The organism is Flavobacterium shii (assembly GCF_025847235.1).
Lineage (GTDB): Bacteria > Bacteroidota > Bacteroidia > Flavobacteriales > Flavobacteriaceae > Flavobacterium > Flavobacterium shii.
The window spans coordinates 58,178-85,166 of sequence record NZ_JAOZEW010000017.1; the positions used below are offsets into that span (position 1 = coordinate 58,178).

A 26,989-nucleotide genomic window follows, 5' to 3' on the forward strand; every position below is an offset into this window, starting at 1 on the left:
TAATTAATAACAAATAATTATTTTATGAAAAATTTCAAATTAAAATCGGTTTTGGTTGTATTATTCTTGGCAACAGCATTAATTTCATGCAGTAATGATAAAGATGAAGATAAAGGAACAACTCCCGTACCTACTGTGAAAAATGCTTTGGTAACAGAAGTAAAAGGTCCTGTAACTGGAAAAGTAAATGAAGAACTTAGTTATGATGTAACTTTTTTGGTGGATAATGGCTGTGGAGAATTCAATAAATTTTCAGATGTAACGATTGGAACAGAAAAAGGATTGCAAGTTGAAGCGAAATATTCAGGGGAAGTTTGTACACAACAAATAACAGAAAAGAAAACTGTTTATAAATTTAAATCGACTACTAAAGGAACTTTTGATATAAAATTCAAGAAATCGGAGACTGAATTTGTATCTCTAGAAGTTGTTATTGAATAGTTTGTCTATAAGATGTGAAGTATGAGAAAAAAAACAGTTGATAGACTGGTTTTTTTATAGGTATGTTATTTTTATTTTTGGAAATTAAATATTTGATTTATAGTTTATTGTGGTTTATTTTGAAAATTTAACATTTGATAAAGCAACCTTATTACTATATTGTCATCTATAATTATAATTAACAATAAATAATGTTTTATGAAAAAAATTAAATTGCAATCAGTTCTATTTGTATTGTTCTTAGTAACTGCATTATCTTCATGTAGTAGTGATAGCGATAAAACAACTACTCCTGCACTTATTGCCAAAAGTGCTTTTGTTACTGAGGTAACAGGTCCTGCAACTGGAAAAGTAAATGAAGAATTGAGCTATAATGTCATGTTTATGGTGGAGAATGGCTGTGGAGAATTTAATAAATTTACAGAAATACAGATTAATAAAGAGATTGGGGTACAAGTTGAAGCTAAATACTCCTCGGCTACTTGTGAGGATACTAAACCACAATTTAAAAGAACAATACACAAAGCTATCTATTCAAATAAAGGAACTTATTATATGCGATTTGCAAAATCGGAGACTGAGTTTATAACAATAAAAGTTGTCATAGAATAGTTTATAAGCAATATATGTACTTGCTATGAAAAGAATATAAATTTCATAGCTATTTAAAAACCGTTTTATTCTTATCTCTTTTCATCAAAAACTGTTGAAGAGGAATATTTATAAAACGGTTTTCTGTTACTATCTGGAAAATTAACTATTTTTGCAGTCTAAAAATTTTAAGTCATGCCGAATAAGAAATATAAAATTGCTGTTATTCAGTTGAACCTTAATGATGTTGCCGAAAACAACTTAAAAAAATGTATAAGTTGGGTTCGAGATGCGGCAAATAAAGGTGCTGAAGTTATATTATTACCAGAATTGTATAGTAGCCATTATTTTTGCCAAAGTGAAGATGTTGATAATTTTGCTTTAGCAGAACCATTATATAGTACTTCATTTATTGCCTTTAGTGCTTTAGCCAAAGAATTAGGAGTGGTTATAATCGTTCCTTTCTTCGAAAAAAGAATGGCAGGAATATACCACAACAGTGCTTATATTATCGATACAGATGGATCTGAAGCAGGATTATACCGTAAAATGCATATTCCGGATGATCCTCATTTTTACGAAAAATTCTATTTTACACCTGGTGATTTAGGATTTCAGGCAATCGAAACTAAAAAAGGAAAAATAGGAACATTAATTTGTTGGGATCAATGGTATCCAGAAGCTGCTCGTATTACAGCCCTTAAAGGTGCCGAAGTATTGTTTTACCCAACAGCAATTGGATGGCATCCAAAAGAAAAAGAGCAATATGGTGAAAACCAGTATGGAGCGTGGATGAACGTAATGAAAGGTCATGCTGTTGCAAATGGTGTATTTGTAGCTGCTGCTAATAGAATTGGCTTAGAGCAATATATCGATGGTACTGATGGAATTCAGTTTTGGGGAGCTTCATTTATTGCAGGACCTCAAGGTGAAATTTTAGCGCAAGCGTCACACGATAAAGAAGAAATTCTTATTGCCGAAGTTGATTTGGATCTGCAAGAAAATGTACGTCAGAACTGGCCATTTTTCAGAGACAGAAGAATTGATGCTTTTGGAGATATTATTAAAAGAGCAATCGACTAATTCAGTTAGATTATATATAAAAGCAAAAAGGACAAAATGTAAATTTTGTCCTTTTTTGTTTCTTAAGAATAAAGATAAATTTATTTCACTTGGAAAGTAACTCTTCTTACGATTTGACGTGCTTCTTTAGATTTTTTATTCACAGATGTATCTTCACCATTAGCGATTACATTCAATCTAGAACCGTCAATTCCTGCATTTATAGCAACTTTTTTTACAGCTTCAGCTCTTTTTTTAGATAATTCAGTGTTATAGCTTGAACTTCCAATTTCGTCTGCATAACCAATGATGTCTGCAGATTTACCAGGGTTGTTTTTCAAGTATTTAACTAAGAAGTCAACACCGGATAAAGAAGCATTTGTTGGTTTAGAAGAATTGAAGTCGAAATAAACATTTACATATCCTCCGTTAATTAACTCTTCAACAGTATTGTTTGTTGCAGTTTCACTACCTTTTTTAGAATAGGTTTTATCTAAATAACTTTCTAATTCATCCGGAACACCATTTTGATTGGCATCAATAGTTTGTCCTTTAGTATTCACTGCAACTCCGGCAATAGTGTTAGGTTCTAAATCATACAGATCGGCTACACCATCTTTATCGCTATCAATAAGACCTGTTTCGATTAGTCCAACTCTTTGTTCTAATTTATTGTATTTGTCGTTGTCCTCAGAATACCAATCGGCATGTTTTTCATGTTTACCTAAGTAGAATGTTAGACCAACAGATGCATTTAATAATACTCCATCGAATGAACCACTAGTTGTTGGACCCATTCCATCGAAGTTGTAATTTTGTCTTCCATTAACAATACCAGTAAGATCTCCAGTTAAGGCAAAACTATTACTTAATCTTATTTGCCCAGTTAAACCAATAATTCCATTGGCCATATAGTCTTTACCACTAAAACCATTATCGGAACTTAATTGAGAAACACCAAATCCACCATGTGCTAATAATCCTATAGTATTTGTCCAGGTTTCAAAGTTTAAAGCTCTACCAACATTCACAACACCTTGAAGGCTTGTTCTTAAATAGGTGCTTTTAAATTGAGGAGTGTCATCACGTTCCTGAAATTGATCATACCCAAAATCCATTTTCAAACCAAATTTAGGATTGAACATGTATCTTACACCTAAATCTGCGTGAAAAGGACTAACTGTAGCAGTCGAATAACCATCTGTCATTGTTCTGGTTGGCTTGTTTAAACCACCATTCAATTCAATAGACCATTTATCATAAGGATTTTTTTCAACAGATGTCTGTGCAGAAGGTGGCGCCATGTTTTGTGCGCCTGCTGCAAATGATAATAATAAAAGTGATACGGAAGCTAATTTCTTTTTCATGATATCTAATATTTAATTTGATTTTTGTAAGTCTTTTATTTTAAACTTAGTATAAAATTATGGTAATAGTCTGGGAACAGTGTTCTATCGGGGTTATATAATTCCCACCTTTTGGAGTTTTAGTTGTGTTAATGTTTTTAATTGTTTGAAAAACAATTATTTCCATTCTGCAGGAAAAAATGTTCATTGCGTAATAATAAAACTTACGAATGAGTATCTTTGTGCTCTTTTAAATTAGAACCTTTTTATGACGACGAATAATAGAAGATTTCCTGCTGAGTGGGAAAAGCAACAAGGTATTGTATTGTGTTTTCCACATAATGGTAAAGATTGGCCAGGAAAATATGAAGCAGTTCAATGGGCTTTTGTAGAATTTATCAAAAAAGTAGCTACATATGAAATTGTTTTCCTGGTGGTTGCTGATGAAGATTTGAAGGCAAAAGTGAACGAAATGCTTGAAAGAGCACACGTGAATTTAAAGAATGTTACTTATATTATTCATAAAACAAACAGAAGCTGGATGCGTGATTCAGGACCAATTGTTGTTAAAAATGGAGATAAAAGAGAAGCATTAAACTTTAATTTTAATGGTTGGGCAAAATACAAAAACTATCAATTAGATAAATTTGTGCCAGCGAAAATTGCCGAAGTTCTGGATATTCCGCTTACACAAGTAATATATAAAGGTAAACCTGTTATTGTAGAAGGTGGTGCAATTGATAGTAACGGAAGAGGAACTTTATTAACATCAGAGGAATGCTTGATGCATCCTAGTATTCAGGTTCGAAATCCTAATTTTACCAAAGAAGATTACGAAGCCGTTTTTAAAGAATATTTAGGTGTAACCAATGTTATATGGTTAGGAAATGGTATAGAAGGAGATGATACACATGGTCATATTGATGATTTGTGTCGTTTTGTAAATGAAGATACGATTGTAACGATTGTAGAAACAGATAAAAATGATGCAAATTATGAGCCATTACAAGATAATTTGAAGCGTTTGCAAAATGCGAAGTTGGAAAACGGAAAGTCTCCAATAGTTGTTGCTTTACCAATGCCTAAACGAATAGATTTTGAAGATTTAAGATTGCCGGCGAGTTATGCTAATTTCTTAATTCTTAATAACTGTGTTTTGGTTCCTACTTTTAATGATAGTAATGATCGTGTTGCGCTTAATATTCTTTCGGAGTGTTTCCCTGATAGAGAAGTTATCGGAATTAGTTGTGTTGATTTTATCTGGGGATTTGGAACATTACATTGTTTAAGTCAGCAAATACCAGTATAAATTCTACTGAAGTTGTGGTTAAAGAAAGGTTCTAAGGAGCAAAGGCTCAGAGGTTTTGCGAAGATTGCAAAGTTTTGAATTTGTGAAAATTTGTGCAATTGATGGCAAGAGAATTAGTCAGAAAGAATAAAAATAGATTTACGTAAAGACCACAAATTTTAAGAGCATAAAAAAAACGCATTGAAAATTTTCAATGCGTTTTTTGTTATTCAGAATCAAGATCTCTTCATTGTCTCACGAAAGGAGCAAGTAATTGGCTTGAAACTTCTCCAAAACCAATACGAACTTCATTGCTTTCACAATATCCTCTCATAATTACTGTGTCATTATCTTCGATAAACTTACGTTCGCTACCATCATTTAATTTTAATGGATTTTTCCCTCCCCAAGTTAGTTCCAGCATAGAGCCATAACTATCTGGAGTAGGTCCTGATATTGTTCCAGAACCCATCATATCGCCAGAATTAACACGACAGCCATTAGAGGTATGATGTGCTAGTTGTTGGCTCATTGACCAATACATGTGTTTAAAATTCGATCTGGAGATTACAGTTTCTTCTTTGTCCAATGGTTTAAGAGAAACTTCTAAATGAATATCAAAACCTTTTTTTCCTTTAGTTTGTAAATAAGGAAGTGGTGATGGATCTTGCTTAGGGCCTTTGGTTCTAAATGGTTCTAATGCATCCATCGTAACAATCCAAGGAGAGATAGAAGAGGCAAAGTTCTTTGCTAAGAATGGTCCTAAGGGCACATATTCCCATTTTTGGATATCGCGAGCACTCCAATCATTTAATAAAACCATTCCGAAAATATAATCTTCGGCTTCATAGGCAGGAATGGGTTCTCCCATTATATTAGCATCTGTTGTAATAAATGCTGTTTCCAATTCAAAATCAATAGATCTTGAAGGTCCAAAAACGGGTGAATTTTCTCCATTAGGAAGCGTTTGTCCCATTGGTCTGTGTACTGGAATCCCAGAAGGTATGATTGTCGAACTTCTTCCGTGATATCCTACAGGAATGTGTAACCAGTTTGGTAATAATGCATTTTCCGGATCACGGAACATTTTTCCTACATTGGTTGCGTGTTCTCTACTTGAATAAAAATCGGTGTAATCTCCAATTAAAACAGGCAATTGCATTTCGACATCGTTAATTTTAAAAATGACAATATCTCTATCTTTTGTTGAATCTCTTAGTTGAGGATTGTTAATATCAAATATATCGGCAATACGGTTTCGAACTAAACGCCATGTTTTTTTACCATCTGAAATGAAATCATTTAGAGTATCTTGCATAAACATATCATCAGTTAAATCAATTCCTGAGAAATAGCTTAATTGTTGCAAAGCTCCTAAATCTATGGCGTAGTCGCCAATTCTTGTTCCAACCGTTACTATATTTTCCTTGGTAAGAAAAACACCGAAGGGAATGTTTTGAATAGGGAAATCACTATTCTCTGGTACATCTAACCATGATTTTCGTTTAGTATCGTTGGCTGTTATCGGCATGTGAATGTTAATTATTTGTTGAAAAATTCTATGTCAAATATATCATAATCTAACAGTTTGACAAACGTTTTTTTGTATTTTTGCATCAAATTAACGAAAAACTAAAAAATGCAACGCGACGAACAAATTTTTGATCTTATTCTTGAAGAACAAGACAGACAAATTCACGGATTAGAACTAATCGCTTCAGAAAATTTTGTAAGTGATGAGGTAATGGAAGCAGCTGGTTCTGTTTTAACAAATAAATATGCAGAAGGCTATCCAGGCAAAAGATACTACGGAGGTTGTGAAGTAGTTGACGTTATTGAGCAAATTGCTATCGATAGAGCCAAGGAGTTATTTGGAGCTACATACGCAAACGTGCAACCACACTCTGGTTCACAAGCAAATACTGCTGTTTATCATGCATGTTTAAAGCCAGGAGATAAAATCTTAGGATTTGATTTATCTCACGGTGGACACTTAACACATGGTTCTCCAGTAAACTTCTCGGGACGTTTATATACTCCGGTTTTTTATGGTGTAGATAAAGAAACAGGACGTTTGGACTATGATAAAATTCAAGAAATTGCTACTAAAGAGCAACCAAAATTAATCATTGCAGGAGCTTCAGCTTATTCTCGTGATATGGATTTTGAGCGTTTTAGAGTAATTGCAGATAGTGTAGGAGCAATATTATTTGCAGATATTTCACATCCTGCAGGGCTTATCGCCAAAGGATTAATGAATGACCCAATTCCTCATTGTCATATCGTTTCTACAACAACACACAAAACATTACGTGGACCACGTGGAGGTTTAATATTAATGGGTAAAGATTTTGAAAACCCACAAGGATTAACAAATCCAAAAGGAGAAATCAGAATGATGTCTGCATTATTAGACTTAGCTGTATTTCCTGGAAACCAAGGAGGTCCTTTAATGCATATTATTGCTGCAAAAGCGGTTGCTTTTGGAGAAGCATTACAAGATGAATTCTTTACTTATGCTATGCAATTAAAAAAGAATGCAAGTGCAATGGCAGATGCTTTTGTAAAAAGAGGATACAATATTATTTCTGGAGGTACAGACAATCACATGATGTTAATTGACCTTAGAAATAAAGGAATTTCAGGTAAAGAAGCAGAAAATGCATTGGTAAAAGCTGAAATTACTGTAAACAAAAATATGGTTCCATTTGATGATAAATCACCATTTATAACTTCGGGTATTCGTGTAGGAACAGCTGCTATCACAACACGTGGTTTGGTTGAAGACGACATGGAAACTATTGTTGCTTTAATTGATAGAGTATTAACAAATCACACTAGTGAAGAAGTTATCGAAGAAGTTGCCAATGAAGTAAATGAAATGATGAGCGAAAGAGCAATCTTCGTTTATTAAAAAAAAAGTCATAAAGTCTTAAAGTCGAAGGTCAAAAGTCTTGGAATGGAATATAAATTTCTATTTTAGTTTTGATCTTCGACTTTTATTTTTTTCGACTTTACAACTTTATGACTTTCTAACTTTAAGACTAAACTTTAAAGACTAAAAAAAAAATGGGTGTATTAAGATTACAGTTGCCAACCGACCCAAGATGGGTAAATATTGTAGAGAAAAATATTGAAGAAATATTAACGGATCACGCTTGGTGTGAACAAAAAGCAGCAACAAATGCTATTACAATAATTACAAATAACTCAGAGCATCAAGATTTGGTTAAAGATTTATTGGCTCTTGCCAAAGAAGAAATTGACCATTTTGAGCAAGTACATAATATCATCATCAAAAGAGGGTTAAAGCTTGGTAGGGAACGCAAAGACGACTATGTAAATGAATTGTATTTGTATATGAAGAAAAGCGGAGACGGAAGTCGTGTTTCAAGCTTAGTTGAGCGTTTGTTATTCTCGGCAATGATTGAAGCCAGAAGTTGCGAACGTTTTAAAGTACTATCGGAAAATATTAACGACGAAGAATTATCTGTTTTTTACAGAGATTTAATGGAAAGCGAAGCAGGACATTATACCACTTTTATTACTTATGCCAGAAAATACGGAGTAGGAATTGATGTAGAGAAACGCTGGAGAGAATGGCTATCCTACGAAGAATCCATAATCACCAATTACGGAAAAGGAGAAACTATTCACGGGTAGAGTTAGTGTTCAGTTTTCAGTCTCAGTCTCAGTTTCAGTCCTTAGTTTCAGTCCTTAGTTTCAGTGATTAGTGTCATCCTGAGCGTAGTTGAAGGATAATCCTAATTATCCATAAAGTCTAAAATTCTAAGCCAGTCTAATAAATCTAAGTCAGTAACAGTGTTTAGTGTCATGCTGAGCGGAGTCGAAGGAGAATCCCAATTATCCATAAAGTTTAAAATTCTAAGCCAGTCTAACTAATCTAAAAATCTAAGAAGTCTAAATTATGATTACACTTAAAATAGCATCAGCAACCGATGTATCTACAATAAGAGAAATTGCATTTAAAACTTGGCCAAACACTTATGGTGAAATCCTATCTCAGGAACAACTTGATTATATGCTTGATAAATTTTATGAGCCAGCTCTATTAGAAGAAAGCATCCGTAATGGACATGTCTTTACAATGGCTTATGAGGATGATTTTTGTCTTGGTTATGCTGGATACCAACATAATTATTTGGATAAAAATGCGACACGCTTAAACAAACTGTATTTACTTCCAGAAGCACAAGGTAAGGGAATGGGGAAAATACTAATTGATGCAGTTGAGGCTGCAGCCAAAGAAAAAAAATCAGATATCGTTACTTTGAACGTAAATAGATTTAATAAAGCGGCTTCTTTTTATAAAAAAATGGGATTCGAAATTGTAGCCGAAGCAGATATTGAGCTAGATCACGGGTACTTGATGGAAGATTTTATTATGGAAAAGAAAGTAAAGTAATCGACCTACTTTGTTAAAATCTTAAATAAGTTAGAATTTTGGTATACTACTGCCAAAATTGGGAATGTAAGAGGGTTTTAAAAAACTTTTTTGTAATATTACTATATAAATCATTTTTGGATGAGAAAGATAAAATACAAAAAAGGCAGAAAATTACAACCCTATTACTTAGAATACACAGGTCAGCATAAAGACACTCAGTCCGAAATGCAACTTTTTGTCTATGATGATTTAGAAGTTACCGAATATGAAAAATTTAATATAGCAGCAATAAATACTTGTATTGATTATTCTAAAAATAATTGGCTCAATATACATGGTTTAAACAATATTGACTTGATTAAAACCATTGGAGAGTATTTTAAAGTAGATGGATTCATGCTTGCCGATATACTTAATACTACCAAAAGAACAAAGTTACAAGAACAGCAGGAAATTTTATTTTTTAATATAAAATCTCTTTTGCCATCTGAACATTCTGATAGTATTAGTGTTGAGCAAATAAGTTTTATAATCAAAGACGGTGTTTTAATATCTTTTCAGGAAAAGCGAAGTGATTTCTTTACTCATATTCGCGAACGTATTAGGCTGCATGCTGGAATTGTGCGAACGAAAAAAGTCGATTATTTGCTTTATTTATTGTTAGATGCAGTGATGGAAAACTTTTATATCACGCTCGAAGACGAAGAGAATAAAGTAGAAGACTTGATTAATATTACCAAGGGGGATACCAATCCAATTATACTTGAAAAAATAGAAAGACATAGAGATAATTTTAATTTCTTAAAACGTTCTATTATACCACTCCGTGACTCTTTGTATGATATTAAAAGTATAAAAGACGACAACACATTTAATGGAATCGAAAAAGAGAATTTTAGTTTCTTTTCTCGTTTGCATCAAAAAAGTTTGGAACTTTTAGAACAAATAGAATCAGATATGAGTTCGTTGGAAAGTGCTTCTAATTTTTATTTTTCGGCACAAAGCCATAAAATGAACGAAATTATGAAAACGCTAACCATAATTTCAGCAATATTTATTCCATTAACTTTTATAGTTGGAGTGTATGGAATGAATTTTGAAAACATACCAGAACTTAAGTACCAATATGGTTATTATTCGGTTATGACTGCAATGTTTTTATTGGTAATTGGATTGATTATTTATTTCAAAAAAAGACGTTGGTTTTAGAGTTTAAGGTCTATAACGCATATTGACTGTAGCTTCTGAATATATATAAGTATGGGGAAATAATAGCAGATAATACTGCTCTTATATGACAAAAGTCAGTTATAGTAAGGGAGGATTCTCCTAATTTTGTGCCTTTAATTAAAGGGATTTCGGACTAGAATGCCATTTTGTTAAGATTGATTTTCTAATAGAGGTTTTAGCCTTTTTTAAAATAATTTAAACATAAGATTTGGATTGCTTTTTTAATGTTTTTTAAACAATGAAATTATGAGTAAAGCGGTATATATAGCAACAAGCGAACAGAATAGTGGTAAATCGATTGTTACTTTAGGGTTAATGAGCATGTTAATGGGGAAAACAGCCAAAGTAGGTTATTTTAGACCCATTGTGGAGGATTTTATCGATGGAGAACTGGATAATCATATTGAAACTGTGATTACACATTTTAACTTGGATATAAAGTTTGAAGATGCATTTGCTATCACAAAAAGCAAGTTAATCAAGAAAAAGAATAAAGGTAAAATAGGAGAGGTACTTGATTTAATAATCGAAAAATACAAACGCCTTGAAGAGCGTTTTGATTTTGTATTAGTCGAGGGAACCAGTTTTACGGGAGAAGGAACGGTAATAGAGTTAGATACAAATGTATTGATTGCTAAGAACTTAGGGATTCCAACAATCATTATTGGTTCTGGAGTTGGTAAAACATTAGATGAGTTAGTTGATAACCTTTCCCTAGTATATAATTCCTTTAAAATAAAAGAGGTTGAGGTTCTGGCCGTAATCGCCAATAAAGTCCAGGTTGAGAATATTGATTTGGTAACTTTGGGACTGAAAAAAAGCCTTCCTGCTAATGTTTTAGTTAATGCTATTCCGGTTATTTCAAGCCTGAACAGCCCAACTGTTCAGGAAATCGTAAATGAACTTGATGCCAAAGTTTTATTTGGAGCTGCGCATTTAAATAATCAAACAGGACATTTTAGTGTAGGAGCGATGCAATTGCATAATTATCTGGTGCATTTAAAAGAAAATAGTTTGGTTATTACTCCTGGGGATCGTGCCGATATTATTTTGGGTGCTTTGCAGGCTAATGAATCAGCTAATTATCCTACGATATCAGGTATCGTACTTACAGGGAATATCATCCCAGAGGAGAGTATATTGAAGTTAATCGAAGGACTTTCGCCTATTGTTCCCATAATCTCGGTAGAAGGCGGAACGTATAGTATTACGAACCAGATTGGCGCTGTTAAATCGAAAATTTATGCAAACAATGAGCATAAAATAGAAACTTCGATTAATACATTCGAAAAATATGTTGATTTAGATAGTTTATCTGAAAAGCTAATCACTTTTGTGGCAGAAGGAATGACACCAAAAATGTTTCAGTATAACTTGGTAACAAGAGCCAAAAAACACCGCAAGCACATTGTTTTGCCAGAAGGAAATGATGAACGTATTCTCATTGCAGCATCGAGATTATTGGCTATGGATGTTGTTGATATTTCTATTATTGGAGATAAAAAACAAATTGAAAGTAAAGTGACCGAATTAGGAATTACTTTTGATTTTTCGAAAATAAAGATAATTAATCCGATAGAGTCACCATTTTATGAGGATTATGCGAATACTTATTATGAGCTAAGAAAAGCTAAGAATGTGACTATTGCTATGGCAAAAGATTTAATGGAAGACGTTTCATATTTTGGAACCATGATGGTTTATAAAGGCCATGCCGACGGAATGGTTTCTGGGGCAGCCCACACAACGCAACATACTATATTACCAGCATTACAGTTTATTAAAACAAAACCAAATTCATCGGTAGTTTCATCTGTGTTTTTTATGTGTTTAGAAGACCGTGTTTCGGTTTTTGGTGATTGTGCCATAAATCCGAACCCAACTGCCGAACAATTGGCTGAAATTGCTATTTCATCGGCAGATTCAAGTGCAGCTTTTGGAATAGAACCAAAAATAGCAATGCTTTCTTATTCTTCGGGAACATCAGGAAAAGGAGATGAGGTGGAGAAAGTAAGAACAGCAACCGAAATTGTTAAACGTAAACGTCCTGATCTAAAAATAGAAGGACCTATTCAATATGATGCTGCTGTAGATAGAAGTGTTGGGAAAAGTAAAATGCCGGATTCAGAGGTGGCAGGACAAGCAAGCGTACTTATTTTCCCTGATTTAAATACAGGAAATAATACATATAAAGCAGTACAAAGAGAAACAGGAGCATTGGCAATTGGACCAATGTTACAAGGATTAAATAAACCTGTAAATGATTTAAGCAGAGGTTGTACCGTAGATGATATTATAAACACAGTAGTTATTACAGCCATTCAGGCGCAAGGATTGTAAAACAATTATTAATTGTTAGTTATAAATTATAAGTTTTACATTGTAATTATAACCTTGAAAAAATCCGCGTTCTGTTAGATTATACAAATAAAATATACACATGAAAATATTAATTTTAAATTCAGGAAGTTCTTCTATAAAATATCAGTTAATGAAAATGCCAGCCAACGAAGTAATTTGTTCTGGTATGATCGACAGAATTGGTTTAGAAAGTTCTAATGTGACTTATAAAACGAAAGATATTTCTTTTGAAGAGATTTTGCCAATAGCGACTCATAAAATTGGATTACAAAAAGTTGCCAGCTTACTTTTAAACGAAGAAACAGGGGTTATAAAAAGCACTTCCGAGATTAATGCGGTAGGACATCGTGTAGTACACGGTGGAAGTGAGTTTACCAAAACAGTTAAGATTGATGAAAAAGTAAAAGCCAAAATTAAACAACTTTTTGAACTTGCCCCATTGCATAATCCCGCAAATCTTGAAGGAATAAATGTTGCTGAAGAAATTTTTGATACCGCAGAACAGATTGCTGTTTTTGATACTGCTTTTCATCAAACCATACCGGTAGTAGCACATAAATATGCTATTCCGGACAAACTTTTGACTGAAAATAAAATACGCATGTATGGTTTTCATGGAACAAGTCATAAATATGTTTCGGAAAACGCAATTAAATATTTAAAGAAACATACCGATACAAAGGGCAAAAACATCATTACAATACATTTGGGTAATGGTTGTAGTATGACAGCGGTTAAAGATGGTAAGAGTATTGACCACACAATGGGATTTGCACCTGCTAATGGGTTAATCATGGGTACAAGATGTGGAGATATCGACCAATCGATAATTTTCTATATGAAAAACACCTTAAATTATTCATTAGATGAAATTAATATAATTCTCCAGAAACAAAGCGGAATGCTTGGTCTTACTGGTTTTAGTGATTTAAGAGATATTGAAGCTCACGCCGAAAATGGTAATAAAGAATGCCAATTGGCATTGGCAATGAACGCTTACAGAATAAAAAAATATATAGGTTCTTACACTGCTGTTTTAAACGGTTTGGATGCTATTGTTTTTACTGCTGGAATCGGTGAAAACTCATCTTACATGCGAAAATTAGTTTGTACAGATATGGAATATTTTGGAATTGAATTAGATGATGAAAAAAATCAGATTCGTTCTAAATCTAACCGTGAAATTAATACTGAAACATCTAAAACTAAAATTTTAGTAATTCCCACCGATGAAGAATTTGAAATTGCTAATCAGGTACATCACTTGCTTAAAAACTAAAGATAATCAGTTATTTTGTATAAAAAAAGCTTCTCGATGAGAAGCTTTTTTTATACGCAAAATTGAATAAATGTGATTATATTTGGAGACAAATACCAACACTTTGAAATCAAGTCTTCTTAAAACTATTTTTCTCTTTTTTATAGCGTTACATGTTCATTCACAAGAGTTACTTCCTTTTGTAGAAAACTATAATAAATCCAATTACGAAGGAGATAATCAAATCTGGAGCATTGCTCAGGGAAATGATAATGCAATGTATTTTGCAAATAATCATTATTTAGTACGTTACGATGGTGTTGTTTGGGAGAAATATACATTACCAAACAAAACTATTATTCGCTCGATTATGGTCGATGGCGATAAGATTTATTCTGGTTCATATAAAGAGTTTGGATATTGGTATAGAGAAGATGGAAAGATGAAATACATTTCTATTTCTAAAAATAGAAGGGTATTTGATGAAAATGAAAATGAGGAAGTATGGAAGATTTTTAAATTCAATGGGTTAATCTACTTTCAATCATTTAATCAAATTTTTGTTTATGATGGAAAAAAAATCAAGAAGACAAAACTCCCATTTTTAATATCTTATTGTTTTATTGTTAATAACCAATTGCTTGTAGCTTCTGTTGAGAATGGTGTTTTTGTTATAAAAGGAGATAGGTTAAGTAGCGTAAAAGGTTGGGGTGCCTTAAAGAATAATGTTATTCATGCCATCGAAAAACACCAAGGTAAAATTTATTTTTTCACACATAAGAATGGGATTTTTGTTGAGGAAAAAGGTATTGTTACTGCTTGGAATAATCCACTGAATGGCATTTTAAAAAATGCAAATATAAATGTTGCCCGTTTTTTAAAAGACAATAAGCTCATAATTGGAACTGCGGGAGAGGGTGTTTATATGTTTGACTTTAACGATGATTCTTTTAAGAATATCAATAGAAAAAATGTATTAATGAATAACTCTATTCTGAGTATTGGTCTGGATAAAGAAGATGATTTATGGTTGGGCTTGGATAACGGAATTGCACATATAGAAGTTACTTCACCAGTTTCTATTTTTTATGATAATTCGGGAGTTTTAGGATCCGTTTATTCAGTTGTAAATATTGATAAAGGATATTTAATGGCGTCTAATCATGGAGTTTTTAAATATGAGGATAAAAAACTTTCACTTATTCCTAAAAGTCAGGGACAAGCCTGGAGCATATGTAAGGTTGACAATAGATATTTTATAGGTCATAATGAAGGAACTTTTATTTATGAAAACGGACAGTTCTCTAAACTAAATAACACAAACGGTGGCTGGAATTTAACCAAAAGTAGTATTAGCAATACCTATTTTCAGGCTACATATAGTGGAGTTGTGGTATATAAGGATATTAATAATCTTGAGCAAAAGGTAATTTTGAAGGGATTGAAGAAGCCTATAAAATATGTTGCTCAGAACAAGAAGAATGAAGTTTGGGCTGCAGATAATTATAGAGGTTTGTATAGGATTTTATACAACGATAATTATGAGACTAAGCAAGTAGAAAATGTTGCACAGCATAGTAAAATCGAGAATGATTTTGGTGTGAAAATATTTGAATTTAGAAATGAAATTCTCTTTTTGATTAATAAAACATGGTATACCTATAATTCGATTGCCAATCAATTGGAAAAGAACGAATTGTTTAATACTAATTTTAAGAATATTTCTGATGTAGCTGCTATCGACGAAAGTCATTTTATATTATTACAAGACGGACTTTTATATCATATTTATGCAAATGGTAATAAATTTATCTGGAATAGTATTCAGGAGAAATATTATAAAGGTAAAATCATTAATGATAATCTGAATATATTTAAAAATAAAAATAATTATTTATTAAACCTGGATGATGGTTTTGTCTCTTTTCAGATAAAAGACATTAATAAACAAAAGATAGATATAAAGGTAGAAGCTTTTAATAATGAAAATTTAATTCAGAATAATGCTAAAATAAATTATAATTCTGAATTAAAAATAAATGCAATCTCTGGATTATTTGGAGCAACAAAACCTAATTTATTTTATAAAATAAATAATGAGAACGGTTTTAAATCTATAAAAGATGGTTTGATTGTTTTAAATAATTTAAACAGCGGTTCCCATGATGTAGAAATATACAATCATGATGGTTTGAATTATAGCAAAATTGCAAATTTTGAATTCGTTGTGGCAAAACCATGGTATCTTTCTTCTTGGATGCTTTTATTGTATCTATGCTTTATCGCTGTAGTTTTATATATCTATTATAAGTGGAATAATATACGTTATCTACAAAAACTGGAATTACGTGAAGAAGAATTAAGACATCAGAAGGAAATTCTGGAAATGGAATTGAAAGCCGAAAACGATTTGAATAGCCAAGAGTATGAAAAACATATTCTTGAACTTGAATTGCAGACAAAATCTTCTGAGGTTGCAGGCAAATCACTTTCGATTGCCAAACAAAGTGAAATGATAGAGAATATTCAATCTATTTTAGATTCAGAAACGGATTTCAATAAGCTTAAGAGTGAAATAAAGAAAGCTATAAAAATTAATGCTGTAAACAAGCATGAATGGCAGACTTTTGAAACTAACCTGAGCCAGATACACAATGAGTTTATTACAAATCTTTCTCAAAAGTTTCCTAATCTGACTCCAAAGGATATTAAGCTTTGTATTTATCTAAAAATGAATCTTTCCTCAAAAGAGATTGCACCTTTAATGAATATTTCATTTAGAGGAGTAGAGCTACATCGTTATAGATTAAGAAAGAAATTGAATCTTGTACAGGATGAAAACCTTTCCAATTTTTTATTAAACATATAAAATATTCTAAATTTTTAAGGATAATATATTATTTAATAAGTTTTTTTATCATATCACAACACATCATTACTACATCATCCTGATGTAATCAAGTACTACAATTAGTCTCTTATTTACTTAAAATCATTGATTTAACACCTTGTACTAATGGTTTGATGTATTCATGTAGTATTTCTATTTAACGTACTATAACGTTGTAATTATCTAAGTTTGGCGAACTAACTTTAACAAATTATTAATATATGAGAAATCTTATTTTTAGCTTATTAGCGCTCATTTTGCTTCCAGCCTATATGTCTGGACAAGTAATTAAAGGTAAGGTTTTGGATTCACAGGGTATGGCAATTCCAGGGACAATTGTTTCTGCCACTGAATCTAGAACTTCAACTGACACAGATTTTGATGGTAATTTTCAAATTAACGCCAAAGTAGGTGAAACATTAAAAATTAGCATGGTTGGTTTTGAAGCTGTTACAATAAAAGCAACTTCAACTCCAATGAGTATTGTTTTAAAAGAATCTCAAGACACAGCTTTAAAAGAAGTTGTAGTTATTGGATATGGAACAAGAAAGAAAATTGATAATACTTCGGCAATTACTTCTATAAAAGCAGAAGAGATTACAAAAACGAAAGTATTAAATGCTTCACAAGCTATACAAGGTAAAGCTGCTGGGGTCCAGGTTATTTCGTCAGATTTACCAGGAAGTACACCTTCTGTTGTTATTAGAGGTTTAGGTACTGCATTGGGAGGAAGATCTCCATTATATATTGTTGATGGTATGCCTACTGATAATATCAATAATATTAATACGAACGATATTACTTCATATGAAATATTAAAGGATGCATCTTCTTTGGCTATTTATGGTACAAGAGCAGCAAATGGGGTAATAATCATTACTACTAAAAAGGGAAAAGGAGATAAAGTTTCTGTAGAAATTGAAAGTTTTACAGGAACGAGATCACCTCTTAAAAAAGTAAAAATGGCTAACAGTGCTCAATACGCTGCTTATTCAAATGTTGCTTTAGGAACTAATAAATTTGCAACAAATCAACCTGTAAATACAGATTGGTTTGATGAAATTACAAGAACAGGATCTTATACTCAGAATAATATTTCTATTTCTGGTGCTTCAGAGAATGTTAAGTACTTTTTTAGTGCAGGTAACTATCAGGAAAAAGCAATTTTAAATGGTTTAGATTATAGTCGTACTAACTTTAGAAATAATAATGAATATAAAATTTCTAAGAAAGTAACATTAAACCAAAATTTTAGTTTCACTTCGGCTAATTCTTCACCAAAACCATTAAGTGCTTTTACTAACGCATATAAGCAAGCGCCAATTATTCCAGTTTATTTTTCTAATGGTAAATATGGAGTTCCTTTTGTAGATGGTGCTGGTGTGGCAAGCCCAAATGGTAATTCGATAAATAATGTTGGAAATCCCGTAGCTCAATTAGATTTTTATGATGAGCAACAAAGAAGTATTACTTTACAAGGAGGTTTAAAATTAGATTATGATATTATTAAAGGATTAAAATTCACATCACAATTTAACGGAGAATATTATTCTTGGAAACAATATAACTATGATGATACTAAAAACATCTGGTTAGCTGCAAATCCAACTCGTCGTGAACAAGATTATTTATCTACATCAAATGTCAATTTATTGACAAGAGGTAGAGAACAATATTTTAATTGGAATTTATCTAACTACTTAACATATAATAAAGTTTTTGGAAATATTCATGATATAGAACTTACTGCGGGTATTGAAACATCTGTAAAAGGACCTAGAGAAAAATTAACTATTGCTAGAAAAAATGTAAGTCCAGATTCTAATTATTGGTCTTTATATGACTCAAAAGAAGGGCGTGGGGTTGAGTATGTTGGAACTGTAACTAGTTTATACGATGTAACATTTAATGAAAGTAAACTAGCTTCTTATTTTGGTAGATTTCAATATAAATTGATGGATAGATATTTGTTAACTGGAACAATTAGACGTGACGGATCTTCAAATTTTGCTAAAGATTATCGTTGGGGAACTTTCCCATCACTTGGTTTAGGTTGGATCATGACCAAAGAAAGCTTTTTGAAAGATATAAAAGGTGTGGATTTGATAAAATTAAGAGGTAGTTGGGGTAAATTAGGTAACCAAAACGTGCCATTAAATAACCAAGCTTATGCTTCTGGACTTAATAGTTATTTAGGAGGCTCAATATTAAATGAAGGTACAAGCATTACTTCTCAAATAGACCCTAGTTTAACATGGGAAATTACAGAAGAACTTTCTGCAGGTATTGATTTTGAATTATTAGGAAACAGATTGAAAGGAACGTTTGATGTTTATGACAAAACGACTAACAATGTTATTTTAAATGTAAAACCATTTCCTACTTCTGGTATTGTTGTAGCATCACCTTCTCATGTTGGTGAAGTTTCAAATAAAGGATATGAAATTTCTTTACGTTGGGATGATAAAATTACTGATAAATTAAGCTATTGGGTTGGAGGTAATTACTCTCATAATCAAAATAAACTTACAGGTTTAAAAGACGTATCGTTATCACAAGTAATTGGAGGTAATTTAGGTAATGGTATAGATACTAAATTATTGTATAATAATTCTGTTGGTCAGCCATTAGGAAGTTTTTACCTTTATGAATATGCAGGTATAGACCAATCAAATGGAAATATGTTGTATTATACTGCTTCTGGTCAAAAAGTGACTCAGGATCTTTTATCTGCAACAAATGATAAAAAATATTCAGGTTCAATTTTACCAACTTCTAATTATGGTGTTTCTGTTGGTGTAAATTACAATAACTTCGATTTATCAGTTGATGGATATGGTACTGGAGGTGCAAAAGTGTACAACGGTAAAAAAGCACAACATTTTGGAGGTGAAAATATAGAAGCTTCAGCTACAAATGATTATTGGAGCCCAACTAATACAACGTCTTTAAATCCTAAACCATTTAGTACAACTCCTGTAGCTTCTACTTATTATATGGAGTCTGGGGATTTCTTTAGAATCAATAATATTACTTTAGGTTACAAACTTCCTCTTAAAGAAGATCAGTTTATTAGCTCTTGTAGATTATATATAAATGCAATCAATCCATTCATCACTCAAAAATTCTCTGGTTTTTCTCCAGAATTAAATGGCGATGGTAATCCTTACGGAAATCAAGGAGTTGAGCTTGATGCTTATCCAGCGTTGCGATCATTTGTTGTAGGTGCTAATTTAAAATTTTAATATTATGAAAAAGATATATATATCCATGTTTGTGTTGTCAGCATTTTTCTTTTCCGGATGTGCAGATGATTACTTAGATGTTAAGCAAACTGAAACTGTTTCTACAGATGATATCGAATTGTTTAACAATGATAATGGAGCAAAAACATTTGTAACTGCAATTTATAGCAAGTTTTTAGATTGGGATATGAGCTCATTTGGTTGGATCGGATTGGCTAGTATAACATCCGATGATGCCGATAAAGGTTCTACACCAAGTGATGTAGGTACAGATAAAGATGTTTTGGATGCATTAACTTATAATTCATCAAATCCTTCTGCTGAAAGTACATTCAATGCTAATTATGATGGAATAAACAGATGTAATCAAGCTTTGGCTATTCTTCCTAAACTAAGTAAAGCAGATCCTGCTTTGAGAGAGAGATTAATGGGAGAAGCAAAATTTTTAAGAGCCTTCATGTACTTTACTTTGGTTAAATGTTATGGAGGAGTGCCTATTGTAGATCATTTGTCCAGTATTCCATTATCTGCAGAAGATAAAGCAATGCAGTTAACTCGTAAAACTGCTGCAGAGGTTTATGCTTTTATTGAAAAAGATTTGAATGATGCAATAGCAATATTGCCAAACAAATCAGCATATTCTTCAGATGAAAAAGCTAGAGCGTCAAAAGGTGCTGCTTATGCTTTATTGGCAAAAGTAAATTTGTACCAAAAAAATTGGCAAAAAGTAGTAGACAACTGTAATCTGGTTACAGGTTATATTATTGTTTCGGATTATGCTAAAATGTTCAGATTAGAAGGAGAGAATGATGCCGAATCTATTTTTGAAATAAATGGTGTTGGTTCAGTACCTGTTAGAGGAATACAAGGATATTCTAATACTCAGGGAGTACGTGATTCATTTGGTTGGGGTTTTAATCAGCCTTCTAAAAGTTTATTAAATGCTTATGAACCAGATGATGTAAGAAAAGACGCAACTATCATTTTTAGAGGTACAACTTTATATGATGGTAGAGAAATTCCGCAGATATATACAGAGGATGATAAAGGTAATAAAGTGGTAGATACTACTGTTAACCCAAGATACAACTTTAAAGCATATTCTTCTGCTTATACAGATGCTTGGGAAACAAATGCTAATATTAAGTATTTGAGATATGCCGAAGTATTACTAATGAAAGCAGAAGCATTAAATGAATTAGGGCAAACTTCTGAAGCTATTCCTTTATTGAACCAAATCAGACATAGAGCTGGATTAGGTGATACACCTGCAGTAGGTCAAAATGATGTTAGAAAAGCAATCTGGAAAGAAAGAAGAGTTGAATTGGCTTTTGAGTTTGATAGATTTTTTGATCTAGTTAGAACAGGACAAGCTAAGGATGCTTTTGCTGCAGATAAAAATGATGTTTTCCCTAACGGAAGAGTATTTACAGTAGGGAAAAATGAATTATTTCCTATACCAGATTCATTTATTAGATTATCACAAGGGATGTCACAACAAAACCCTAATTATAACTAATTAAAATACCTAAATCACTTCCTCCTTATTTTGGAGGAAGTGATTATTTACAAATTGTATAAAAATCTCAAAATGATTAGAATTTCAGTTTTATTGATGTCTTTTACTTTTTTAGGTTGTGGTTCTGCCTCAGACAAATCTAAAGATAGTAAAGCAGAAACTCCAACAGTTGTAAGACTATCGGATGAAGAGCTTATAGATGTAGTGCAAAAACAAACCTTTGCTTATTTTTGGGACTATGCCGAACCAAACTCAGGATTGGCGAGAGAACGTTATCATCCAGATGGGGTTTATCCCGATAATGATGCTAATGTTGTTACGACCGGAGGTTCTGGTTTTGGGTTAATGGCGATAGTATCGGGAATGTCAAGAGGTTACATTACGAAAAAAGAAGGTACTGATAGACTTAATAAAATTGCTGATTTCTTAGGCAAAGCCGACCGTTTTCACGGAGCTTGGTCACACTGGATTGATGGGAATACAGGAAAAGTAAAACCATTTGGAACTAAAGATAATGGTGGAGATTTAGTCGAAACTTCATTTTTAGTTAGCGGAATGATTACTGTACGCGAATATTTAAAAAATGGTTCAGATGCAGAAAAAGCAGTAGCCAAAAAATATGACGCACTTTGGAAAGGTGTCGATTGGAAATGGTATACCAATAACAAGAATGTATTGTACTGGCATTGGTCTCCAAATTACGATTGGCAAATGAACTTTCCGCTTGAAGGATATAATGAATGTTTGATTACTTATATAATGGCGGCAGCTTCGCCAACACACCCAATTACACCGAGAGAATACCACGAAGGTTGGGCTAGAAACGGAGGAATAGTTTCGGATAAAACGAAATACAATATTCCTCTGGTTCTAAAACATAATGGAGCCGAAGAATATGGAGGTCCTTTATTTTGGGCACATTATTCGTATGCAGGACTTGATCCAAATAAGTTAAGTGACAAATACGCTAACTATTGGGATCTTAATGTCAATCAGGTTAAAATCGATTATGAGTATTGCATTGAGAATCCTAATAAATTTAAAGGATATGGTCCTGATTATTGGGGATTAACAGCATCTTATTCTAGAAATCCAGATGGATCTATAGGTTACAATGCACACATGCCAAGTAACGATGTAGGTGTTATTGCACCAACAGCAGCAATTGGTTCAATCGTTTATACCCCGAAAGAATCTATTGCCGTGATGCGTAATTTATACGAAAATCATAAAAAAGATACTTGGGGAGTAGCAGGATTTTATGATGCAACTAGCTTGCAATATGGATGGACTGCACCACGCTATTTGGCAATAGATCAAGGACCGGAAGTGGTTATGTTAGAAAATTATCGTTCAGGTTTATTATGGAAATTATTTATGAATGCTCCAGAAGTAAAAGAAGGATTAATAAACTTAGGATTCCACTCAGGTAAATATGGATTCTAGAAAAACAGCTTTAATATGAAGTATAAATTAGCAGTAGTCGTTCTATTATTTTCGTTCATTTCTTTTGCTCAAACAACTGTAAATGGGAAAATCAAAACCGAAATCATCCAAAAACATGAACTAGGGTACGCATTGCATATTCCAGCGGATATAAAAGAGAAAAAACCGTTGCTAATTTTTCTTCATGGTTCTGGCGAAAAAGGAACCGATATAGAGAAAGTAAAAATTCACGGTCCATTTAAGTATTTAAAAGACCATAAACTCGATGCTTATGTTCTTGCTCCACAATGCCCGGAGAATGAAGAATGGGATGCAGAAGTTTTGTATCGATTGATTTTAAAAATCCAGAAAGAAAATAATATTGATTCAGATCGAATTTATATCACTGGATTAAGTCTGGGAGGTTGGGGAACATGGAACTTGGCTTTTGCACACCCGGATATGTTTGCAGCAATTGTTCCTATTTCGGGATTTGTTGATTTAATTCAATTGGAGCAAACCTGTAAAATAGCAAAGATTCCAACACGAATTTTCCATGGATTAATGGATGATGTTGTGAGTATAGACTATGCGATTGTAGTTTATAAAGAACTAAAAAAATGTAATAGCAATGTTGAGTTGACCATTTTTGATGACGCAGGTCATGATAGTTGGTCAAGAGTATATGACAACCAGGAAATTTACGACTGGATGTTTAAACAAGTAAGAAATAAATAAAACCCATAGAATGAAAAACAAATTAGTAATACTCTTTTTAGGATGTGCTTTTTTGAGTTACGCTCAAAAAAAAGAAGCCAAAAAAACGGTAAAAATTAAGCCAAGATCAGAGTTCGTTTCCGAGTTGATGTCAAAAATGACAGTAGATGAAAAAATCGGACAGTTAAATTTACCAACTTCAGGAGACATAACAACAGGTCAGGCTAATAGTTCTAATGTTGCTAAAAATATTGAAGAAGGTAAAGTAGGTGGGCTTTTCAATATTAAATCAGTTCAAAAAATAAAAGAAGTACAAAAGATTGCAGTTGAAAAAAGCCGATTGAAAATCCCATTGCTTTTTGGAATGGACGTTATTCATGGTTATGAAACTACATTTCCTATTCCGCTTGGATTATCTTGTATTTGGGATATGAAAGCGATAGAAAGAAGTGCTCAAATCGCTGCTCAGGAAGCTAGTGCCGATGGAATTAACTGGACTTTCTCTCCGATGGTAGATATCTCTCGTGATCCACGTTGGGGTAGGGTTTCTGAAGGTTCAGGAGAAGATCCATTTTTAGGAAGTCAAATTGCAAAAGCAATGGTAAATGGATACCAACAACATGATCTTTCTAAAAACAATACGATTTTATCATGTGTAAAACATTTTGCTTTATATGGTGCGCCAGAAGCAGGACGTGATTATAATACGGTAGACATGAGTAGAATAAGAATGTATAATGATTATTTTCCTCCGTATAAAGCAGCTGTGGATGCAGGGGTAGGTTCGGTTATGGCATCTTTCAATGAAATTGACGGAATTCCAGCAACTGGAAATAAATGGTTAATGACCGATGTTTTAAGAAAAGAATGGGGCTTTAAAGGATTTGTAGTAACAGACTTTACAGGTATTCCAGAAATGATTGAACACGGAATGGGGGATTTACAAACCGTATCGGCATTGGCACTAAATGCGGGTGTTGAGATGGATATGGTAGGAGAAGGATTTCTTACTACATTAAAAAAATCATTGACGGAGAATAAAGTAAGCATGGAACAATTGGACAATGCTGTACGTCTTATTCTCGAAGCTAAATATGATCTAGGATTGTTTGAAGATCCATATAAATACTGTGATGAAAAAAGAGCAAAAACGGAAGTTTTTACAGCAAGTCATAGAGCCGAAGCTAGAAAGATTGCTTCTCAATCATTGGTTTTATTAAAAAATGAGAATCAGTTATTACCTTTAAAAAAATCAGGAACTATTGCAGTTATTGGACCATTGGCAGATGCAAAAGAAAATATGCCGGGAACTTGGAGTGTTGCTACGAATATGAAAACTGCTATTTCATTATTGGCAGGAATCAAAGATGTTGCGGGTAAATCGACAAATGTGCTTTATGCTAAAGGAAGTAACCTTGATTATGATGCTACATTTGAAGAGAAAGCAACAATGTTTGGTAAAACTTTACACCGTGATAACAGAACCAAAGAAGAATTGCTTGCCGAGGCTTTAAAAGTTGCAAACCAATCGGATGTAATTGTTGCAGCAATTGGAGAATCTGCAGAGATGAGTGGAGAAAGTAGTAGTAGAACTAACTTAGAAATTCCTCAAGCGCAAAAAGATTTATTGCAAGCCTTATTAAAAACAGGAAAACCAGTTGTTGTAGTTTTATTTGATGGTCGTCCATTAGTAATAAAAGAAGAAAATGAAACAGTTCCAGCTATTCTTAATGTTTGGTTTGCAGGAAGTGAAGCAGGACACGCTATTGCAGATATTTTGTTTGGAGATGAAAATCCTTCAGGAAAATTAACGGCAACCTTCCCAAGAAGCGTAGGACAAGTGCCTATTTATTATAACCAAAAAAATACAGGAAGACCACTTGTAAACAAAGAAGGTAAATTTGAGAAATTCAGATCTAACTTTATCGATGAAAGAAATGAGCCTTTATTCGCTTTCGGTTACGGATTAAGTTATACAGCTTTTGACTATTCAAACTTGAAAATTTCATCTGATAAAATGAATTTCACGGGAAAATTAAATGTTACTGTTGATGTTACAAACACAGGAAATTATGACGGTAAAGAAGTAGTCCAATTATACATAAGAGATTTAGTAGGATCTGTTACTAGACCAGTAAGAGAATTGAAAGGTTTTCAAAAAATAGACCTTAAAAAAGGAGAAAAACGAACTGTGAATTTTGAAATTTCTGTTGAAGATTTGAAATTTTATAATTCAGACTTAAAATTTATTGCTGAGCCAGGTCAATTCGATGTTTTCGTTGGAACTGACTCAAATGCAGAGAAGAAAGTTAGTTTTGAGTTAATCAATTAAAATTGGTTGGTTAGATTGATTCATGTTTTGGCCCTTCGTTATTGGTTACGAAGGGCCATTTTTTTAGTTTAAGATTTAAATTTCACACAATGAATATTATAAAAAGATTTAAAGCATTTTCTTTTATATTGATACTATTTGTTTTTGCTTCTTGCAATGTCACAAAAAATGGTATTGTTGCACATCGTGGAGCATGGAAAAAAAACAATTTACCCGAAAATTCTATAGCATCTCTTAGGCATGCTATCGATTTAAAACTTGCAGGGTCTGAATTTGATGTTGTCATGACAGCCGATGATTCACTTGTAGTAAATCATGATCCACATTACAACAAGTTAATTATCGAGGAAACAAAATACGCCGATTTAATTAAGTTTACACTTTCTAATGGAGAGAAGTTACCAACTTTAAGAGAGTATATTCTAGAAGGGAAAAAGGATAATAAGCGTACAACTTTGGTATGCGAAATAAAACCTTCGGGAATAAGTAAAGAGAGAGGAAGAAAAATTGCTTTGAAAACCGTTGAAACCGTTAAGAAACTTAAAGCCGAAAAAATAACTTCTTATATTAGTTTTGATTATGAAATACTAAAACAAATACGGGAAGTAGATAGTAAAACTTCGTTGCAATATCTGGAGGGTAATAAATCTCCAAAAGAAGTTAAATTAGATAATATTTCGGGAGTTGATTATCATTATTCTGTTTTTAAAAAAAATCCTGATTGGATAAAAGAAGCAAAGGATAATAATATCACTTTAAATGTTTGGACAGTCAATGAGGTCGGTGATATGGACTGGATTGTTAAGAATAATTTTAACTATATAACGACCAATGAGCCAGAGTTATTAACTGAAAGGATAAAAATTAAAAAATAGA

At 32.6% G+C, this 26,989-nt stretch carries 19 protein-coding genes; 17 read left to right on the forward strand and 2 right to left on the reverse strand.

The annotated features are described in order from the left end of the window. The first annotated feature begins 24 nt into the window (after positions 1-24). From OIU83_RS15960 to OIU83_RS15970, 3 genes are all read left to right on the forward strand, one after another. Positions 25-441: a hypothetical protein gene (locus OIU83_RS15960; protein WP_264207256.1), complete on the forward strand. Its 417-nt coding sequence runs from the start codon at positions 25-27 to the stop codon at positions 439-441. Positions 442-639: 198 nt separating this feature from the next. Then, complete coding sequence (locus OIU83_RS15965; RefSeq protein ID WP_264207257.1) at positions 640-1,053, forward strand: hypothetical protein; 414 nt, start codon at positions 640-642, stop codon at positions 1,051-1,053. Between the two features lie 174 nt (positions 1,054-1,227). After that, positions 1,228-2,115 (forward strand): carbon-nitrogen hydrolase, encoded by an 888-nt coding sequence (locus OIU83_RS15970; protein WP_264207258.1) that lies wholly within the window; start codon positions 1,228-1,230, stop codon positions 2,113-2,115. Positions 2,116-2,195: 80 nt separating this feature from the next. Here OIU83_RS15970 and OIU83_RS15975 read toward each other — a convergent pair whose 3' ends face one another. Continuing rightward, positions 2,196-3,461, reverse strand: coding sequence for an OmpA family protein (locus OIU83_RS15975; protein WP_264207259.1), 1,266 nt, complete (start codon positions 3,459-3,461; stop codon positions 2,196-2,198). 247 nt (positions 3,462-3,708) lie between these two features. Here OIU83_RS15975 and OIU83_RS15980 point away from each other — a divergent pair, with 247 nt between their 5' ends. After that, positions 3,709-4,749, forward strand: a complete 1,041-nt coding sequence (locus OIU83_RS15980) for an agmatine deiminase family protein (protein ID WP_264207260.1) — start codon at positions 3,709-3,711, stop codon at positions 4,747-4,749. Between the two features lie 226 nt (positions 4,750-4,975). On the opposite strand, the gene fahA is transcribed toward OIU83_RS15980, so the two are convergent. Further along, positions 4,976-6,259: a fumarylacetoacetase gene (gene fahA, locus OIU83_RS15985; RefSeq protein ID WP_264207261.1), complete on the reverse strand. Its 1,284-nt coding sequence runs from the start codon at positions 6,257-6,259 to the stop codon at positions 4,976-4,978. A gap of 108 nt (positions 6,260-6,367) precedes the next feature. Here fahA and glyA point away from each other — a divergent pair, with 108 nt between their 5' ends. The 13 genes from glyA to OIU83_RS16050 all read left to right on the forward strand — a co-directional run bounded on the left by glyA (position 6,368) and on the right by OIU83_RS16050 (position 26,988). Continuing rightward, positions 6,368-7,642, forward strand: coding sequence for a serine hydroxymethyltransferase (gene glyA / locus OIU83_RS15990; protein WP_264207262.1), 1,275 nt, complete (start codon positions 6,368-6,370; stop codon positions 7,640-7,642). 155 nt (positions 7,643-7,797) lie between these two features. Next, the gene (gene miaE, locus OIU83_RS15995) at positions 7,798-8,391 is read left to right on the forward strand and encodes a tRNA-(ms[2]io[6]A)-hydroxylase (RefSeq protein WP_264207263.1); all 594 of its coding nucleotides are present in this window, start codon (positions 7,798-7,800) and stop codon (positions 8,389-8,391) included. A 265-nt stretch (positions 8,392-8,656) separates the two neighbouring features. After that, positions 8,657-9,154, forward strand: coding sequence for a GNAT family N-acetyltransferase (locus tag OIU83_RS16000; RefSeq protein ID WP_264207264.1), 498 nt, complete (start codon positions 8,657-8,659; stop codon positions 9,152-9,154). 120 nt (positions 9,155-9,274) lie between these two features. Then, the gene (gene corA / locus OIU83_RS16005) at positions 9,275-10,345 is read left to right on the forward strand and encodes a magnesium/cobalt transporter CorA (protein ID WP_264207265.1); all 1,071 of its coding nucleotides are present in this window, start codon (positions 9,275-9,277) and stop codon (positions 10,343-10,345) included. A 267-nt stretch (positions 10,346-10,612) separates the two neighbouring features. Then, a complete protein-coding gene (gene pta, locus OIU83_RS16010; RefSeq protein ID WP_264207266.1) occupies positions 10,613-12,706 on the forward strand; it encodes a phosphate acetyltransferase in 2,094 nt (697 codons plus the stop codon). A 100-nt stretch (positions 12,707-12,806) separates the two neighbouring features. After that, on the forward strand, positions 12,807-14,006 hold the full coding sequence (locus tag OIU83_RS16015; protein ID WP_264207267.1) for an acetate/propionate family kinase: 1,200 nt from the start codon (positions 12,807-12,809) through the stop codon (positions 14,004-14,006). Between the two features lie 103 nt (positions 14,007-14,109). Further along, positions 14,110-16,854, forward strand: coding sequence for a helix-turn-helix and ligand-binding sensor domain-containing protein (locus OIU83_RS16020; RefSeq protein WP_264207268.1), 2,745 nt, complete (start codon positions 14,110-14,112; stop codon positions 16,852-16,854). A gap of 242 nt (positions 16,855-17,096) precedes the next feature. Next, entirely contained in the window at positions 17,097-20,120 is a 3,024-nt protein-coding gene (locus OIU83_RS16025; protein WP_264207269.1) for a SusC/RagA family TonB-linked outer membrane protein, read from the forward strand. 4 nt (positions 20,121-20,124) lie between these two features. After that, positions 20,125-21,639 carry a RagB/SusD family nutrient uptake outer membrane protein gene (locus OIU83_RS16030; RefSeq protein ID WP_264207270.1) on the forward strand — a complete coding sequence of 505 codons (1,515 nt, stop codon included), beginning with the start codon at positions 20,125-20,127 and terminating at the stop codon, positions 21,637-21,639. A 72-nt stretch (positions 21,640-21,711) separates the two neighbouring features. Beyond that, positions 21,712-23,085 (forward strand): glucoamylase family protein, encoded by a 1,374-nt coding sequence (locus OIU83_RS16035; protein ID WP_264207271.1) that lies wholly within the window; start codon positions 21,712-21,714, stop codon positions 23,083-23,085. Between the two features lie 15 nt (positions 23,086-23,100). Beyond that, positions 23,101-23,802 (forward strand): carboxylesterase family protein, encoded by a 702-nt coding sequence (locus OIU83_RS16040; RefSeq protein ID WP_264207272.1) that lies wholly within the window; start codon positions 23,101-23,103, stop codon positions 23,800-23,802. A 10-nt stretch (positions 23,803-23,812) separates the two neighbouring features. Next, entirely contained in the window at positions 23,813-26,113 is a 2,301-nt protein-coding gene (bglX, locus tag OIU83_RS16045) for a beta-glucosidase BglX (RefSeq protein ID WP_264207273.1), read from the forward strand. Positions 26,114-26,202: 89 nt separating this feature from the next. Continuing rightward, entirely contained in the window at positions 26,203-26,988 is a 786-nt protein-coding gene (locus tag OIU83_RS16050) for a glycerophosphodiester phosphodiesterase family protein (protein ID WP_264207274.1), read from the forward strand. The last annotated feature ends 1 nt before the right edge of the window (position 26,989 follow it).